The following is an 18,323-nucleotide window of genomic DNA, read 5'->3' on the forward strand; positions in this document are numbered from 1 at the left end:
CGCCCTTGCCGCGCGGGTGGATTTTTGTGCCCGGGGGCGCATTAATCCGTCCGGAACAAATCAGGCGGGAGATACCCGCCTTAAAAACACCGTCATACCCGCCCGGCAGCCGGCATGGCAGCGGTAAAGCAGCTTGCGAGGCCGCCTTTGAGGTAAACGCTTGTACACCCCGCCTGCGAAGCCCCGCCTGGCGGACGGTTATTTGTGCGGGGTACAACGGAAAGGAGAGCTTCCATGGAAGCCAAACACGTGGTCAGTGTCAGTCTGGGCTCGTCACAGCGGGATCACCGGGTGGAAATGGAACTGCTGGGCCGGCACCTGCTGGTGGAGCGCCGTGGCGCGGACGGCGACCCGGCGCGGGCCGCCAGCTGGCTGCGGGAGCTGGACGGCCGGGTGGATGTGCTCGCCCTGGGCGGGGTGAATCTTTACCTCACCGCCGGCCGCCGGCGCTATCCGTTAAAAGACGGCATCCGCCTGGCCGCCGCCGTGCGTCGCACCCCCCTGGTGGACGGCAGCGGCATCAAAGCAAGCTGGGAAAGGCAAATCGTGCCCCGGCTGCAAAAACAACTGGGCTGGCCGCGCCCCGGGCAAACGGTGCTTTTCTCCTCCGTTCTGGACCGCTGGCCGCTGGCCGAGGCGCTGGCCGCCGCCGGCTGCCGCCTGCTCATCGGTGACGCCGCCTTTGCCCTGGGCCTGCCGCTCCCCTTCACCTCGCTGCGCCTGTTCGCCCTGGCCGCCGCAGCTGCCGCACCGCTCTTCTGCCGGCTGCCCATCGGCCTGCTCTATCCCACCGGCCGCCGGCAGGAGCAAATCCGGCCCCGCTTCCAGTCCCTTTACCGTCGCGCCGACATCCTGGCCGGGGATTTTCATTTTCTGCGCCGCCACCTGCCGCCCCGGCTGGACGGCAAATGCGTACTCACCAGCACGGTCACCGCCGCCGACCGGCGGGAACTGGCCGCCCGGGGCGTGCGCTGGCTGGTCACCACCGCCCCGGAAATGGCCGGCCGCTCTTTCGGCGCCAACGTGCTGGAAGCCGTCTGCGTGGCCCTGCTGGACATGGCGCCGGCGGAAATCGACCCCGCCCTGTACCCGCCGCTGCTCCAAAAGGCTGGTCTGACCCCCGGCATCACCCGGCTGAACTGATTCCTATTCGACACGCACCGTAAACCGGGTTTTCCATCCCTTCCCGCGATCGCGGCAACCGGCCGGCCCGGACGCCGCCCGCCATACCACCGGGCTGTAACCGGTATACACGACTCCCGGCCGGCTTAACCGGAATTTAATCAACATATTCCTCCCCGTTACGAAGGAAAACGCTAATTTTAAATGAATATAATTACTTAAAAGACTGAAGCGAGGTTAAAATATGTACTTTTACCGCACTGTTTCCGTCGTGCCGCAGCTGCCGGAAAAAATCCGGCGTTTGCAGCAGCTGGCCTACAACCTCTGGTTCAGCTGGCAGCCGCAGGCACAGCAGCTGTTCAGCCGGATCAACCACACCCTTTGGGAACAGGTCAAGCACAACCCGGTGCTTTTCCTGCTCAGCGTCAGCCAGGAGGAACTGGAAAGGGCCGCCGGCAATGACGATTACCTGGCGCAGTACGAGCGGGTGATGAAAGACCTGGACAATTACCTGTCCAATGAAACCTGGTTTGAATGCCAGTATCACGAGCTGCAGGACCGGGTGATCGCCTATTTTTCCGCCGAATTCGGCGTGCATGAATCACATCCCACCTACTCCGGCGGTCTCGGCCTTTTAGCCGGCGACCACTGCAAGTCGGCCAGCGATCTGGGGCTGCCCTTTGTCGGCGTGGGGCTGCTTTATAAAAACGGCTATTTCACCCAGCATATCAATCGCGACGGCTGGCAGGAGGCGCTCTACCCCTTTTTGAATTTCTACCAGATGCCGGTGGTGCCGGTGACCAATCCGGACGGCAGCGAACTGATCATCCCGGTGGACCTGCCCGGCCGCCAGGTCTATTTAAAAGTATGGCGCATGCAGGTGGGGCGGGTGCAGATCTACTTCCTGGACGCCGACGTACCCGGCAACAACCCGGAAGACCGGGCGCTGACCGGCCAGCTTTACGGCGGCGACCGGGAAACGCGCATTTCCCAGGAAATCCTGCTCGGCATCGGCGGGGTCAAGGCGCTGCGGCAAATGGGCATTCATCCCTGTGCCTGGCACATCAATGAAGGCCATCCGGCCTTTCTGCTCATCGAGCGGCTGCGGGAGATGGTCCGGGAGGGCGTAGAACTAAATACAGCCATGGAAGCCGTGCGCGCGAACACGCTGTTCACCACCCATACGCCGGTGCCGGCCGGGCATGACGTTTTCAGCGCCGAAATGATTGACCGGTATTTCAGTTATTTATACAGCCAGCTGCATCTGGACCGGGAATCCTTTCTTCATCTGGGCTGGGACGAGGCCGGGGGGCAGTTCAACATGACCCTGCTGGCCCTGCGCCTGTCCAGTTACTGCAACGGCGTCAGCCGCCTGCACGGCCGGGTGACCAGGGAGATGTTCCAGCGCTTTTACCCCGGCATCCCCCTGGAGGAAGTGCCCATTTCCTCCGTCACCAACGGCGTTCACAACCAGACCTGGCTGGCCCCGGAAATGCAGCAGCTTTTCGACCGCTACCTGGCTTCGGGCTGGCGGGAAAACAGCTGCATCATGGAAACCTGGGTGCGGGTATCCGATATCCCGGTCCAGGAATTGTGGGAAACACACAACAAATTGAAGGAAAAGATGATTCAAACGGCCCGGGCCAATATCCGCGAACAGCGCCTGCACAACCAGGAGCCGGCCCAGCGCATCCGGGAAGTGGAAAACTACCTGGACCCGGAAGTTTTGACCATTGGTTTCGCCCGCCGGTTCGCCACCTACAAGCGGGCCAACCTGCTGCTGCGGGACAGGGAACGCCTGGCCCGGCTGGTTTCCGATCCGGTGCAGCCGGTGCAGTTCATTTTTGCCGGCAAGTCGCACCCGGCCGACCGTCCGGGCCAGGAATTGATCAAACAGATATTCGACCTTACCCAGCAGGAGCCTTTTAAAGGACGCATCGTCCTGCTCGAGAATTACGATATCGGCCTGGCCCGCCGGCTGCTGCAGGGGGTCGACGTCTGGCTGAACACACCGCGCCGCCCGCTTGAGGCCAGCGGCACCAGCGGACAAAAGGCGGCCGTCAACGGAGTGCTCAACTGCAGTGTGCTGGACGGCTGGTGGCCGGAGGCATACAACGGGGAAAACGGCTTCGCCATCGGTGAAAACAGGGCCTACCCGGACGAGGAAAGCCAGGACCGGGACGACTGTTATTCCCTCTACGCCCTGCTGGAGGAAACGATCATCCCCCTGTACTACGATCAGGACGAAGCGGGTGTACCGCGGGCCTGGGTGGAAACCATGAAGCGCTCCCTGGAAACCATACCGCCGGTTTTCAGCACCGAACGCATGGTCAAGGAATACTGCGAACGTTTTTACGTGTCGGCCATCCGGCGCAACAGCCATTTCACCCGGAATAACTATGCCGTGGCCGCCCAACTGCACGCTTACAAACAGCAGGTGCTGGAAAAGTGGCCCGGCGTGGCCATTACCGGCATCAAGGCGGGCGATGTGAAAACATTGAATATAGGCGAACAGCTCAAGCTGGAGGCCAATGTGACGCTGGGCGGGCTGACGCCGACGGAGGTGAGCGTGGAAGTGGCTTACGGCGGCGTGGATGAAGGCGGCATGTACAACATCCGCCACAATGCCATGACCATGATCGAGCAGCTGCCGGACGGCAGCTACCGCTACGCCGCCGCCCTGGACCTGCCCCAGGGCACGTACGGCTACACGGTGCGCGTGCGCCCCTACCATCCGGATCTGGCGCACATCTTCGAAATCCCGCTGGTCACCTGGGCGCCGAATTTCTAACACAACCCGGACCGGTTTTACGCAGTTGTCATTCCCTGAGGAAGGCATACCGGCGCTGAAACACCATCCGGCGGCCGGCGATAACGCCGGCCGCCGGTATGCACAAGGCGGCCCCGGTAAGACAATTCGAGGATTGCCGTGAAACCGCCCCGCAGATACGCGCCGGCGGTTCATCCCGCTTCAAAGCTTGATCAGCAGCGGCACCAGCACGGGCACCAGCGCCGACAGCAGGCTGCCGTTGATAAACGCGATTACTGTGGTGTCCGCGTCGGTAACCCGGGCAATCAAAGGCAGGGTGGTATCCATGGTGGTGGCCCCCCCTGGTGCCACGGCCGCCAGTTTGCCCAACCGGGCGGCCAACCGGGGAATGAGCAGAAAAGCCAGCAGCTCCCGGGCCACATTGGTCAAAAAAGCCAGCGTACCGGTTTGCACATTGTATATTTTAGCCAGCAACACCCCGGAAAGACTGTACCAACCAAAGCCGGCGCCGATAGCGCCGGCTTCGTTAAAAGGCAACCCGGTCAGAAAACCGCCGGCCGCGGCGCCGCCCACACTGCCGGCGGCCACCAGCGCCGGAACCAGCAGCGCCTTGAGCCCCAGGGACGGAATGCGCCGCCAGGTATCCCGCCGGCTGCCCAAATCCAGTCCAACGCCCAAAAGCAGGATACATAATGAAACAGTAGTCACGCTGTCCAAACCGCCAGCCCAACCGGCAGGAAGCAGCCAGCGCCCCGCCGCCGCGCCGAAAAGCACGGCGCCAATGATCAATCCGGTCATTGCCCATCCTCCTCCCCGCCGGACAAAACTGTTTTCCCGGCCGTCCCGGCCGTTTTTGCCGTCCGGGCGGTCCGCCGGCGGTTGTACAACAGGTGAGCGGCCTGAACCAGCAAAACGCTGCCGGCCACACTGGCGCCGGCCAGCACCAGCGCCTGCAGGCCCATTTGATCCAGATGCCGCAGCAGCATTTTATTCGCGCCCAGCTGCGCGCCCATCGAAGCCAGCAGGACAAAAAGCCCGGCCAGTATAATGCGCTGGTTGATTTTCGCCCCGCCGGCGGGGAGGGGGCGAATATAACCCACCGCCACCCCGGTCAGCAGAAAAAACAACAACAGACTCACTGCGGTACCCCCCGAACCGGCTCCCGCCCGCAGGGCGTTCCCCCCGGCGTTTCACCACGGCTGCAACCGTGTCAAATGTCAATATATTTAATTTTAACACATCACAACCGGCATTAGAAGATGCCGGCCGGCCAAAATAAACCATGTTTGGTGCCGCCATGCCGTACAATCATATCCAGCGGAAGCGGGCAGGAATTTTGCAACCGGAGCGCGAATATAAAATAGGTTTTGGACCATGCGGCAAATGCGGTGCCCGGTTTGCCGCGTACAAACCGGCGCGGTCCGCACCGGACTGGAAAAACCCGCCTGCCGCGGTGCCCGGCGTGCATTAAACAGCACGCGATATGGCAACCTTGCGCTCCGGGTGCGCTCCGGCGACCAAACGGCCGGTGAATTGATAAATAACGCTTTGCTTGACCACACCGGGACGGCTCCGGCAATTCCTTACGGCCCTCCGCCCCGCTGCAAAGAATACGCGGAACGTCGCGGTCGCTCCGGTGACCCCCGCTAATGTCACGTTTTAAAAAGGAGGCTCATTCTTATGGATTGGAAGGAATTACGCAATAACGCACGGGAAAAATTAAAGGGTTTCTGCCGGGTCTGCCCCGTCTGCGACGGGCGCGCCTGCGCCGGCGAAGTGCCGGGCATGGGCGGCACGGGCACCGGCGCCTCCTTCCGGGCCAATGTGGAGGCGCTGGCCGCCCGCCGGCTGAACATGCGTACGCTGCATGCGGCCAAAAACCCGGACACCACCTGCCGGCTGTTCGGACGGGAGCTGTCCACGCCCGTCCTGGCCGCCCCGATGACCGGTGTTTCTTATAATATGGGCGGCGCTCTGACGGAAAAGGATTTCATCGGCATGATCATGGAAGGCAGCCGCCAGGCGGGCACGCTGGGCATGTCCGGTGACGGCGGCGACCCGGAATACTACAACGCCGGCCTGGAAGCGATTACTGCCGCGGGCGGCGGCATCCCGGTGATCAAGCCGCGCGCACAGGCGGCCGTCATCGAGCGGCTGCGCCGCGCCGAAGCGACCGGCGTGCCGGCGGCAGGCATGGATGTGGACGGCGCCGGACTGGTCACCATGGCCCTGTTCGGCCAACCGGTGGGCCCGAAACCGGCCGCCGAATTAAAGGAACTGGTGGCCGCCACCAGCCTGCCATTGATCATCAAAGGCATTATGACTGTTGATGAAGCGCTGCTCTGCGCCGACGCCGGCGCGGCCGCGATTGTGGTCTCCAACCACGGCGGGCGCATCCTGGACCACACGCCGGGCGCGGCTGAAGTGCTGCCGGCGATCGCCCGGGCGGTCAAGGGCCGGTTGACCGTGCTGGCCGACGGCGGCGTGCGCTCCGGCGTGGATGTGCTCAAGCTGCTCGCCCTGGGGGCCGACGCCGTGCTGGTGGGCCGGCCGCTGGTCTGGGGCGCCTTCGGGGGCGGCGCCGCCGGGGTGCAAATGGTGCTGGAAAGGTATACTAATGAGTTGAAGCAGGCCATGATTCTGACCGGCTGCGACTGCCTGCCGGATATTGACGACCGCGTCCTGCACGTCGCCGGCTGAGCACGGCCCGGCGCAAACGGGCAATTCCCGAAGTTCCCATACCGGTACCGGTTATGCAACAAGGCATCTTTACTGTAGCCGGGGCCGTTTTGATCATACCGGCTGCCAAATTGAACAGACCCGCCGGCACATCCGGCCGTGACCGGAATATTGCCCACGGCCGAAGTGTCCGACTTAGCGGGGATTGCAGTAAAATTCGGCAGACCGTTTTGATCCGGCCGGGACACAAAAAGGCACCGCCGTCCGGAGCGGGCGCACCGGTTGGTACATGCACGCCGGACGGCAGCGCCGGGCCGGGCCGGGCGAAATATTAAAACGGACTACGCTAGAAACGGGTGAGAGCCATGCCCATAGCGCAATGGGGCAGGCGCAACAAACTGCTGCTGCTGATCGTCGCCCTGCTGACCCTGCCGGTGCTGCTCACCGGCTACATGCTGCTGCAGATCAACCACGCCGAGGAGTACCTGGTTCAGCACCAGCGGGTTAAACTGAGCACTCTGGTGGACAGCCTGGACAAGACACTGGCCCGGGATATGACGCACCTGCCGGCCGGTTCTTCCGGCGATGCCTCCCGGGAACAGACCCAGTTCCTGAACAATACCCTGAAAAACTTTGTTTCCGCCAACACCCGGGAATTTCCCGAGCTGGAGGTCGGTTTTTATTCCTACGACCTGCATACCATGATTGTCAAAGGCACCGCCGGCTATTACCTGGGCCGACGATTCCCCGTCATGCAGGAGGAAATCAACCGGGACACCGAGAAACAGTTGATGAACATCAACGGCCGGCGCGACGGCACCGTAATTGAAATCTACAAGCCGTTTGTGCTCAACGGCCAGGTCAAAGGGCTGATCTGGGGCACGGAAAACCTCAATCTGACCGGCATCCAGGATAAGGTCAACGCCATCAAGCACGACGCCTACGCGGTAATCCTGCTTTCCCTGCTGCTCGGCCTGGGCGGCTCGGTGGTGCTGATCCGCAATTTCATCGCCGGCGTGCACAACATCAAAGCCGGCCTGCGCACGCTGGAGCGGGATCTCAACCATACCTTGACCGGCGGCACGGGCGAGTTCGGGGATATCGTCGACGCAATCAACCATCTTTCCACCCAGCTGGTCAAGGCGCAGAAATTCAACGAGATTGCCCTGGCCTCAATCAGTGACGCGGTGGTGGCCGTGGACAACGACGGGTTGGTCATTACGGCCAACCCGGCCGCCCACCGCATTCTCGGCTTGAACGCCGGCTGCCTGGGCGGCAGCGTGGATGAGGCCTTCCCGCCCGGCGCGCCTTTTCCCGCAATTTTGCGGGACGCCCTGAACAAAGGCGAGCTGCTCAAGGAAAAGCGCCTTTCCTGGACGCCCTACGAGCAGGGCACCCGGGAACTGCTGGTAAGCACCGCCCACCTGATCAACGGCCGGCGGCGGACGGTCGGCGCCGTGCTCAACTGCCTGGATATCACCGAGAGCATCCGCCTGCAGCAGCAGGTGCACCTGCAGGAAAGGCTGGCCGCCCTGGGCAAGCTGGTGGCCGGGGTGGCCCATGAGATCCGCAACCCGCTGACCTCGATCAGCGGCTACACCGAATACCTGGAAAAGGCGGAGAATCCGTCCCCCCGTTCCTGGCGCAATATCAACCGGGAAATCAACCGGCTGAACATGATCGTGGAAAAACTGCTCTTTTTCGCCCGGCCGGCGGAAGCCCGCTTCGTGCACGGCAATGTGAACTCGCTGGTGGAAACCTCCCTGCAGTTTTTCCTGGAAACCAGCCGGGACAAAGTGACGGTAATCCGGGAACTGTCCCCCAACCTGCCTCCGGCGCGCATGGATCCGGCGCAGATGGAGCAGGCTTTAAAAAACATCCTGTTCAACGCCTACCAGGTCATGCCTGAAGGCGGCCGGCTGACTGTGGGCACCGGACTGGCGGACGGCATGCTCTACATCGACATCAGCGACACGGGACCGGGCATTGCCCCGGCCGATCTGCCCCATCTGTTCGATCCGTTCTTTACCACCCGCGCCCGGGGCACCGGACTGGGGCTGACCATCACCCATGAAATAGTCAAGGCCCACGGCGGCAGCATCGAAGTGCACAGCACGCCTGGCCGGGGCACCACATTCCGTATTTATTTGCAACCCGCCGGAGGTGAAAACGCATGAACGGGAAATTGATCCTGGTTGTGGACGATGAAGAAGTAGTCCGCGAAATGCTGGAGGATACCCTGACCGGTGAGGGCTACCGGGTGGAAACGGCTAAAGACGGCCGGGAAGCGCTGACCAAAATCGAACGCCTGCACCCGGACGCAGTGCTGCTGGACAACCGCATGCCGGAGTTGACGGGCGTGGAAGTGCTGGAATTCATCCACCGCACCGGCAACCAGACCCCGGTGATTTTAATGACCGCCTACGGCAGCACCGATGTGACCATCCAGGCCATGAAGCTGGGCGCCTTTGATTATATCGTCAAGCCATTCAAACTGAACGATCTGCTGCTGGTACTGCAAAAAGCGGCCACCATGCAGAAGCTCACTTCGGAAGTGGACGCCCTGCGGCGGGAACTGGGCCAGCAGGAACCGGGCGGGGCGCTGATCGGCCAGTCCGCCCAGATGCAGGAAATCTACAAAACCATCGGCCGGGTGGCGGACACTGATGTCACCGTGCTCATCCAGGGGGAAAGCGGCACGGGCAAGGAACTGGTCGCCCGGGCCATCCACCAGAACAGCAGCCGTCAGAACCAGCCTTTCATCAAGATCAACTGCGCGGCGATCCCGGAAAACCTGCTTGAGACCGAGCTTTTCGGCCATGAAAAGGGCGCCTTCACCGGCGCCGGCAACCGCAAGCTGGGCAAATTTGAAATTGCCAACAAAGGAACCATTTTTCTCGATGAAATCGGTGAAATGAGCCAGGGGACGCAGGCCAAGATCCTGCGCGTGCTGCAGGACCGGGAATATGAACGGGTGGGCGGCAATGAAATCATCAAGGTGGATGTGCGCATTGTGGCCGCCACCAACAAGGATTTGCAAAAAGCGGTGGAAGAAGGCTCCTTCCGGGAAGATCTTTTCTTCCGCCTGAATGTGGTTTCCATTCATATGCCCCCCTTGCGGGAAAGACAGACGGACATACCCGAACTGGTGGCTTACTTCCTGAATAAAAGCAACCGCCAGTTGAATAAAAAAACCCAGGGGTTTTCCCCGGAGGCCATGCAGATGCTGCAAAACTACAGCTGGCCGGGCAACGTGCGGGAGCTGCAGAACGTCTGTGAACGGATGGTAGTCATGGCCACCGGTCCGGTGATTACCGCCGACGATTTGCCTTTCAACGTGCAGGCCGCCGGCAAGGGTCTGGATCTGGCCGCCCACCGGGGACGGATGACTCTAAAAGAAATGCTCATGGACGTGGAGCGCCAAATCATCCTCAGCGCGCTGCAGGACAACAACTGGAACCGCACGGTCACCGCCCAGCAACTGGGCATCAGCCGCCGTTCCCTTTATGACAAGATCAAGCAGCTCGGCCTGCTTGAATAAAACCATCCGGGCAACTTCCCGCACACCGGCGGGCAGTTGCCCGCACCCGCCTGTGAACGCGCTCACAAACGGGCAGCCTCCCGGAACGCGGGATGTTCCACGCCAAACCGGCGCCAACTGGCGGGGATTTTTTGCTCACGCGTTTATTATCACCATCCTCCGACAATCCGGTGAACCCGCAAAAAGACTGGACTGCAGCTTGCAGCCCAGTCTTTTTGTATTGGTACGGTTTTTGCTCTTTGATCCAAATAGAACGATCCATTGAGAACAATCTGCCGGGGGTGATCGCCCGAGCTGAAGCATTCCTGTCCGGAGGAAGAAAGAAAACCGGTCATCAAGGAGGGGGATTTGCAATGCCTACACTATCAAAGACGATTGCCGGCAGGGTAAGCAGTTCGGACCAACCCCTGTTGCTCGGCCTTTCTGTTTTGATCGGCCTGACCGGCGGCCTGCTGGCCGTGGGCTATTATCATCTGGTCAGATTCCTGCGCTGGCTCTTCACCGACCAGGGCAGTCATACATTTTCCATTTTTCACAGCGCCTACCTGAACACGGGTTATATCATCCTGGTTCCGGTGGCGGGCGGCCTGATCATCGGCCTGCTCAACTACTACTTCACCAGCGACGCCCGCAGCAGCTACGGCGTACCGGGCGTGATTGAGGCCATCGGCCTGCGGGGCGGGCGCATCCGGCCGCGCGTCGTGGCCGCCCGTTCCCTGGCCGCCGCGGTCTGCATCGGCGCCGGCGGGGCGGCCGGCAAACAGGGCTCGATCGTGCAGATGGGCCTGGAAATCGGCGCCATGATCGGCCAAAAATTGCACCTTTCGGAACAAAAAATCAAACTGCTGGTTATTTGCGGCGTGGCCGCCCTGGTCGGGGCCAACTACAACACACCGCTGGGCGGGGCGATCCTGGTCTTTGAAGTGATCATGGGCGAATTCAACCTGAATTATTTCAGCCTGGTGGTCATTTCATCGGCCACAGCGGCGGTGGTCTACCGCGGCTTCGTGGGCAATGTGGCCAAATTCACCGCGCCCGCCTTTGTTTTCAAAAGTCCGGACGAACTGCTCTGGTACGTCCTGCTCGGCCTTTTGTGCGGCGTGCTGGGTGTGCTGTACGTGAAAGTGGTCTTCAAATCCGAAGCGGTGTTCAAGGAACTGCGCGGCCACCTGAAGGGCAAGTGGCAGCTGCTCATCCCGGTGCTGGGCGGGCTGGCCATGGGTTTGATCAGCTACGCCGTACCGCTCTCCTTCGGCCGCGGCACCAAAGGCATCGACCTGGTGCTCACCGGCAAGCTGATGATTCCGTCGTTGATGATCCTGCTGCTGATTTTGAAGCTGTTCAGCGTGGCCCTGACCATGGGCGCCTGGTCCACCGGCGGCGGCTACCGGGCCGGACTGTTCACCGGCGCCATGCTGGGCGGCGCGATGGGCATCGCCATCCACCACCTGACGCCGGGATTCACTTCACCTGCGGCCACCTACGCCCTGGTCGGCATGGCCGGCGCTTTCGGCGGCTTCGCCCAGGCGCCGCTGACCGGTATCGTGATGATGTCCGAGATGACCAAAGACTTTCACCTGATCATTCCGCTGGCCATCACCAGCGTGGTGGCGGCCTACACCTCCCGGGCGCTGAGCGCCGAAACGCTGTACACGGCCAAGCTGATCCAGCGCGGCCTGGACGTGGCCAACGCCCGGCGCTCCGATATTTTGAAAAACCTGCTGGTCAAAGACGCCATGGTCTGCAGCGTGGACACCCTGCCCTATAACATGACCGTGCGGGACGCCTTCACCGCCATGGTGTTCAAACCCTATGAAGGCTTCCCGGTGCTCGGTGAAACCGGCGCCCTGCTGGGCATGATCACCATCAACGACGTGCGCCGGCTGCTCCGGGAGGGCAAAGCCCAGGCGCCGCTGATTGACGTGGCGGCGCGCCAGTTGGTGACCATCAGCCCGCGGGATACACTGCAGGACGCCGCCCGCAAAATCGACCGCTACGGCGTAAACCGCCTGCCGGTGGTGGATGACGACAACCCCGGCCGGCTGCTGGGCATCGTGGGCCGCAATGATCTGATCCGCGCCTACAACCAGGATATCGAACGGGTGGCGCGCACCGTGCTGGCCGGAAAGGAGGAGGCGGCTCCCGCCACGGAACTGCTTCCGCACATCACCAGCGCCACCGAAGTGAGCATGCACTATTACCGGCAGGACGGCATGCTGGATAACTTCCAGCCCCGGACGGCGGCGCCGGCGGCCGTCCGGACGGACGGAGAACCGGGGAGGGAGACCGGAATGCCGCTTGCGGTGCCGGACCGGGCGGCACCCGGGCAAAAGGCGGCCGGCGCGGAAATGAAAGCAGCCGTCGCGCGGCGCGCACCGACCGTCACGACAACCGGCGCAGCAAACGGCGGACCGGAACCGGCGGCGCTCCGGACGCCGGAAAAGAAGGTCGTCCGCCCCTTACCGGCAAAAACACCGGCCACCGGCGGGTATGCAAAACCGGCGGCAGAACCGGAAGTGCAAGCGCCGGCCGGCCGGCTTGAGGCAAATACACCGGAAGCAGCCGCAAGCATACCTGAAAAGCAGGCGGCGGAAGGCGGCCGGAAGGGATCAAGCGCCCGGCGCGCCGGGACGGACCCGGACCGGAAAGTTCAATCCGCTCCATCCCCGCCGGCGGATACCGGGACCAGTGTCATGGTATCGAGACGGCAAACGCCGGCCGCGCTGGCAGGTGTTCCAACCGCAAAAAACAAGGAAGGCAGGGGATCTGCGGTGCAAAACATTAAACCGCTGGAAAAGGCGGCCGGCAAGACGGCAGTGATGGCGGAAAAGGACGGAAAACAGCAGCTGCCCCATCCGGCCAAAGTGAAAACATTGCCGGGAGTACCCCAACCGACCAGCAAGCCGCTGCCGGACTCCCTCGCCATACCGGCGGACACGGGCCGGACGGAAAACAGCGGCGGCCACGCCGCCGCAGCGGACGATGCCGCCCGGCCGGCAGGCGGCGCCCTCACCCGGACCGGCGCCTTCCTGCGCCGGCTCTGGAACAGCCTGCCCTGGCCGTCGCTGGAATCGTCCAGTATCCTGGCGGCCACGGAAATAGACCTGCGTTATTACCTGGATGACTGCAACCCCGCGCCGCCCCCGGAACCGGCGACGAACAGGCGGCGGCGGCGCGTACCGGCGGCGGAAACCCGCTCCGCCGGACGGATTTACGGTGAAGAAGATCTTTCCGTGAGCACCGCCATGGCCATGGCCGCCCCGGAAATCGGCCTGATCTACTGCCCGCCGGAGGCACTGGACGTTTCCCCCTGGGGGAAACCACGCCCGGCAGCGCTGGCGGAAGAAATTGAAACCGGCTTGGCACCGGAGATGGCCGGCAACAGACAAATGGACTACCAGGTGGAACTGAGTTAAAGTATATATTGCCTTGTCTGCAGTTCATGCGCCAGCACTGCTGGCCACCGGGGGGATTGAACAGTGTTGTTTTATATATTGACCGGGTTTGCCGGAGGGTGCTTGATTGCCCAGTTAATCCGCTTCCTGGCGGGGAAAATTATTTGCTGCGCCTCCTGCGGCCAGCGGCAATGGGTGGCGCCGGGCCTGTCCGGACCCGTTTGCTGCCGCTGCCATACCGCCCTGAACCGCACGGAAAGCAAAGCCGCACCGGAAACGTTGCGTACGGCCTGAAGCCGCACCCGGAAGCGGTGGAGCATGAAAAAGCAACAGTCCGGCCGGCCTGAGCAGCCGCCTGGCGAAAAGCGTCCGTACCGGATGGCCGGACGCATTGACGGCCGCTTTAACCCATAAAAATTATGCCCCCAAACTACCCTTAAAATAGCGGGGTCGATCCGTAAACGGATCGACCCCGCCTATTTGGCCGCACGGCAAAGTCGTTTTTGACTTTAATACCGGGAACGTATACTCGAAAGACATTTACGGTAACACATTGCCTGAATCTCCGCCAAAACAATGCCAGGGGCTTTTTCACTTGAGGTTTCTTGTCATTGGAAGGATGCCCGGTAAAATGTTCACGTTCGCAAACCGGCGGATAACGCGTCAAATCCACTTTCCCGGGGCCGGCTCCGTGTCCCCGGCAGCCGGTACGGGGTTTCACCCCGGCATGCCTCAAATTGCTCCGGACTCAGCCAGCCGGTCCATCTCTTCCGTGCCATAGCCCAGTTGCCCCAGGATCTCCCGGGTATGCTGGCCCAGTTCCGGCGGCGGCAGGCGCAACTGTCCGGGGGTGGCGGACAGTTTCACCGGAAAGCCCAGCTGTTTGATTTTACCCAGCCGGGGATGGTCCATTTCCAGCACCATCTGCCGGTGCCGCACCTGGGGGTCGGCAAACACTTCCGGCAAATCCAGCACCGGGGTCAGACAGGCGTCCAGCCCGGGCAGCAGTTCTTCCCACTGTGCACGCGTGCGCGCGGCGAATTGCTCTTCCAAAAGTGCGCGCATCTCCGCCTGCCGCTCTTCGGCAAACTGCCAGCGTATGAATTCCTCCCGGCCGAAGAGGCGGCAAATTTTCGCCCAAAACTGCTCCTCCAGCGCCCCCAGGGCCAGGTGGGCACCGTCGGCGGTGCGGTAGACGCCGTAGCAGGCATAACGGCCGGTAAGACGCGTTTCGCCCCGCCGCTGGGCGTCACCGCCGGCAAACAGGTGGCCGGCGGCAATGGGCAGCCAGGAAACCACGCCGTCCAGCATGGAGATGTCCACGTACTGCCCGCGGCCCGTGCGCTGGCGGGCGAGCAGCGCAAGCAGGATGCCGGCCGCGGCCGTCAAGGCGCCGCCGCCCAGATCGGCAATCTGCACGCCGGGCGGTACCGGATCCCCGCCGGCCGGACCGGTCAGGCCCAGCGCGCCGGCGTAGCCGGTGTAGTTGATGTCGTGGCCGGCCCGGTCCGCGTAGGGCCCATCCTGTCCGTAGCCGGTAATCGAACAGTAGACCAGGCCGGGGTTGATTTTTTGCAGAGTCCCGTAGTCAATGCCCAGCCGCTCCGCCACCCCGGGCCGGAAACCCTCCAGCACCACATCGGCGCCGGCGGCCAGCTTTTGAAAAATCTCCCGGCCGGCGGGAGACTTCAGGTTCAGGGTGACGCTTTTCTTATTCCGGTTGAGCAGCAGGAACGCCCCACCCGTATCCCCGTTCAAGGGCGGATCCCAGCGGATATAGTCACCCCTGCCGGGCTGCTCGATCTTGATCACCTCGGCCCCGAAATCGGCCAGCATCAGCGAACAGTACGGACCGGGCAGCAACCTGGTCAAGTCCAGCACCCGCACTCCTTCCAGCGCCGCGCTCATCAGTGTTCCCCCTCCGGTTCCCGGGCCATGGCTTCCTTGAGCTTCCGGTAGGTCAGGTTCAGCCCCTCGGAAATAACCCGCACATCCCCCAGCACGGGCATGAAGTTGTTGTCGCCGCCCCAGCGGGGGACGATATGTACATGGCAGTGCCCGGGTATGCCCGCCCCAGCGATGGTACCCAGGTTCACCCCCACATTAAAGCCGTCGGGATGGAAGGCCGCCCGCAAGAGCCGGATCATATGCTGGGTGGTGCGGCCGATCTCCAGCAGTTCATCCGCATTCAGCTCTGTCAGATCGCCCACGTGCCGTTTGGGTGCCACCAGCAGGTGGCCGTTGTTATATGGATAGAGGTTGAGCAGTACAAAAACCCCATCCCCCCGCCAGAGCAGGTAATTGGTCTCGTCTTCGCTGGAGTTGAGCTTCTCGCAAAAAATACAGCCCGAACCGTGATCCTTGCCCACATAGACCGTACGCCACGGCGCCCAGATGCGCTCCATAAAGATGCCCCCCTTGTTTCATGTCCCTTGCCGGCGTCGCTGTAGCGGACGCCGGCCGGTCAAATCAGCCGCCGCTTTTGCCGGACAAGGCCGTCCTGCCGGCCGTCCCTTTTACAACGGCATGATGCCTGATGTGTCTGTGATAGTTTTTTCTGCACCGGCAGCGGCAATTCCTTTTCCGGCCGCCAAAATGTTATTGTATTCTTCAATCAACTGCAGTATATTTTGAAAAAAGGTCAAAAGAGGTCTGACTATGCCGTTAACGCTGATGGCCAAAAAACGCCGCGGCCGGGACATTTACCAGACCCTGTCCGGGCACACCCGCGACGCCCTGGCGGCCCTCTGCCGGCACCTGCGCCGGCGCCGGCCGGCGCTGGAGCGCGTGCTGAATGAACAGGACGTTTTGTTCCCGGATTTTTGCCAGCTGATGTTCCTGGCCGTCTTCCTGCATGATCTGGGCAAGGCCACCCGGGAGTTTCAGGAACGGCTGCGGCAGGAAACCCTGGACCGTGACGTCTCCCACACCTTCTTTGCCCTGCCGCTCGTCCGCACCGGCCTGTCCGCCCGGTGGGACACCCTGGTGCAGGTGCTGGCCCTGTCCCACCACACCCAACCTTTCGACCGGCTGTACTACAGCTTTTACCTGCTGCCCCGGGTGCGCTATCTGACGGAAGAGATCGCCGCCTTTTTAAACACCTATGCGGACGTCTACCGGCATTACGGCCGGGGGCTGTTTTTATCCACCGCCCGCCCCTTACCGGCCGGCCTGCCGGAAAAAGGGGAGCGGGAAGCAATCCGCGCGGCGGTGGCCGCCCTGCAGCGGGAGACCGGGGCGTGGCCGGAGACGGCACGCACCAAGGCGGTTTACACCTTGGCGATCACCATCTTGAAGCATTGTGACGGGGAGGCCAGCCGGGCTTTCAGCACGGCCCGCCCGGCGGAAGGCACGGTTTGCGGCGCGCTGCTGGACACCGTGGCGGAACCGGATGACGGCCGTTGCGCCTGTAACGGGGCACAATGGACGGCGCCGCCGGCCGGACCGCCCGTCCTGCGCCGCCGGGAAGTTTGTGCCGGCGGCGCATGGAGCGGCGCGCCGCCGCAACGGCTGCCGTCATTTGCGACGGCAGCCGCGGCCGGGGAAAGCCGCCCGGCGGCTGGAACGGTATCCCCGACAACGCAGAGAATCCGCCCGGGCCGCCGGCATCAATCCGCCGGCCTGACACAAGGGGAAACGGTCCGGGACCGGCCGGCCGGAGCTATGCCGGCGAACGGACCGGACAGCTTACAGGCCGACGGCCCCGGCACCTCCGGCCTGCCGGACGGACCCGGGCAAATAGACGCCATCCTGGACCGCGCGCTGGCCCTGATGCGGGCCAAACAACGGGAGCGGCTGGTCTGGATCTGCCCCGGCCAAACGGCCTCGCCCGCCGTCCACGCCCGGCTGGCCGCGCTGTGCGGCGCGCAAAACACCGGCCTGGTCCACGCCCTGAGCTACTTCCCGGCCGACCCCCTGGCCATGGGCGAACCGGCCGGCCGGCAGAACGGCAACGGCAACGGTTTTGCCGTCAAATACGGCGACCGCATCTTCTCCCGCCCGGTAACGGTAGCCACTGTGGATCACCTGGTTTTTGCCCTGGTGCACGGCTTCCGCCAGGCCGACTATGCCCTGGGCAACCTGCTCACGGCGTTGGTAGTTGTTGACGGCCTGCCCGCCCCGGGTACCGGGGCGCGGGAATATACCCTGGACGCACTTGCCCTGCTGCGGGAAATGGGCGTGCCCTGCCTGGCGGTCCTGAATGAAACGCCCCGGCCGGTACATCCGGACCGGAAAGCGAAGCCGGCAAAAGACTTGCCCGGACCGCCGGCAGGCATGCACAAAGACTGTGCCGCCGCCATTGACCAGGGCAGGACTCTAGAAACGGGTACGGTTCACGCGCCGTTGGAACAGACGCGGCTCACCGGGACTGAAGAACTGCTGGCCGGCCGGCAGCCGGCCACCAACCTGGCGGCTGTTTTCAGCCGGTGCACTCTTTTCGGCTATTCACCCCTGGAGGTGCGCTACGGGCCGGCGCCCCTGATTGAGCTGTGGCCGGCGGCGGAAAGAATGATTGATGTCATCCCGGCCGCACAATGGCGCCCGGAGCTGGCCGGGGAGCCGGAGGAAGCGGCCCGCCGCCAGATTAAAATACCACTCACCCGCTACCTGGACAGTCCGCACGAGTTCACCGTGGTGGATGGCCCGGCGGAAAAGTATGTGATCTGGGAAAAGTTGTGACAAACACCGGCACCTCCGGCACGGGCACCGGCACCAGGATGGCAACCGGCCCTTCGCAGGCAATGTTTTGATTACATCAGCACTGGTAATAGAAAACGCCCGGTTGTTTTTCCAGGCGTTTTCCATTCGAACCGTC

The 18,323-nt window shown here is 62.8% G+C and carries 12 protein-coding genes; 8 read left to right on the forward strand and 4 right to left on the reverse strand.

The genetic code is table 11. The features are described from left to right. The first annotated feature begins 234 nt into the window (after positions 1–234). Positions 235–1,143, forward strand: coding sequence for a quinate 5-dehydrogenase (locus A6M21_RS00080; RefSeq protein WP_066665749.1), 909 nt, complete (start codon positions 235–237; stop codon positions 1,141–1,143). A 223-nt stretch (positions 1,144–1,366) separates the two neighbouring features. Continuing rightward, positions 1,367–3,913, forward strand: a complete 2,547-nt coding sequence (glgP, locus tag A6M21_RS00085; RefSeq protein WP_066665751.1) for an alpha-glucan family phosphorylase — start codon at positions 1,367–1,369, stop codon at positions 3,911–3,913. Between the two features lie 180 nt (positions 3,914–4,093). Here glgP and A6M21_RS00090 read toward each other — a convergent pair whose 3' ends face one another. Together A6M21_RS00090 and A6M21_RS00095 are read right to left on the reverse strand one after the other, a co-directional pair. Then, entirely contained in the window at positions 4,094–4,690 is a 597-nt protein-coding gene (locus A6M21_RS00090; RefSeq protein WP_066665752.1) for a LysO family transporter, read from the reverse strand. Next, positions 4,687–5,031: a LysO family transporter gene (locus A6M21_RS00095; protein ID WP_066665753.1), complete on the reverse strand. Its 345-nt coding sequence runs from the start codon at positions 5,029–5,031 to the stop codon at positions 4,687–4,689. The genes A6M21_RS00090 and A6M21_RS00095 overlap by 4 nt, the downstream gene beginning before the upstream one ends. Before the next feature lie 541 nt (positions 5,032–5,572). Here A6M21_RS00095 and A6M21_RS00105 point away from each other — a divergent pair. The 5 genes from A6M21_RS00105 (at position 5,573) to A6M21_RS00130 (ending at position 13,801) form a co-directional block, all read left to right on the forward strand. Continuing rightward, the gene (locus A6M21_RS00105; RefSeq protein ID WP_066665755.1) at positions 5,573–6,592 is read left to right on the forward strand and encodes an alpha-hydroxy-acid oxidizing protein; all 1,020 of its coding nucleotides are present in this window, start codon (positions 5,573–5,575) and stop codon (positions 6,590–6,592) included. A gap of 344 nt (positions 6,593–6,936) precedes the next feature. Continuing rightward, the gene (locus tag A6M21_RS00115; protein WP_066665757.1) at positions 6,937–8,748 is read left to right on the forward strand and encodes an ATP-binding protein; all 1,812 of its coding nucleotides are present in this window, start codon (positions 6,937–6,939) and stop codon (positions 8,746–8,748) included. After that, positions 8,745–10,112, forward strand: a complete 1,368-nt coding sequence (locus A6M21_RS00120; protein ID WP_066665762.1) for a sigma-54-dependent transcriptional regulator — start codon at positions 8,745–8,747, stop codon at positions 10,110–10,112. Before A6M21_RS00115 ends, A6M21_RS00120 begins: the two co-directional genes overlap by 4 nt. A gap of 353 nt (positions 10,113–10,465) precedes the next feature. After that, on the forward strand, positions 10,466–13,528 hold the full coding sequence (locus A6M21_RS00125; RefSeq protein ID WP_066665763.1) for a chloride channel protein: 3,063 nt from the start codon (positions 10,466–10,468) through the stop codon (positions 13,526–13,528). A gap of 63 nt (positions 13,529–13,591) precedes the next feature. Next, the gene (locus A6M21_RS00130; RefSeq protein ID WP_151191727.1) at positions 13,592–13,801 is read left to right on the forward strand and encodes a hypothetical protein; all 210 of its coding nucleotides are present in this window, start codon (positions 13,592–13,594) and stop codon (positions 13,799–13,801) included. Between the two features lie 438 nt (positions 13,802–14,239). Here the strand turns inward: A6M21_RS00130 and A6M21_RS00135 are convergent, their stop codons facing one another. After that, positions 14,240–15,415, reverse strand: coding sequence for a CaiB/BaiF CoA transferase family protein (locus A6M21_RS00135; RefSeq protein ID WP_066665766.1), 1,176 nt, complete (start codon positions 15,413–15,415; stop codon positions 14,240–14,242). Next, positions 15,415–15,912 (reverse strand): HIT family protein, encoded by a 498-nt coding sequence (locus A6M21_RS00140; RefSeq protein WP_066665767.1) that lies wholly within the window; start codon positions 15,910–15,912, stop codon positions 15,415–15,417. Before A6M21_RS00140 ends, A6M21_RS00135 begins: the two co-directional genes overlap by 1 nt. A gap of 253 nt (positions 15,913–16,165) precedes the next feature. On the opposite strand from A6M21_RS00140, the gene A6M21_RS00145 reads away from it, so the two are divergent. Further along, positions 16,166–18,187 (forward strand): CRISPR-associated endonuclease Cas3'', encoded by a 2,022-nt coding sequence (locus A6M21_RS00145; protein ID WP_066665768.1) that lies wholly within the window; start codon positions 16,166–16,168, stop codon positions 18,185–18,187. The last annotated feature ends 136 nt before the right edge of the window (positions 18,188–18,323 follow it).

Source organism: Desulfotomaculum copahuensis (assembly GCF_001655685.1).
In the GTDB taxonomy this organism is placed as follows: domain Bacteria; phylum Bacillota; class Desulfotomaculia; order Desulfotomaculales; family Desulfovirgulaceae; genus Desulfotomaculum_G; species Desulfotomaculum_G copahuensis.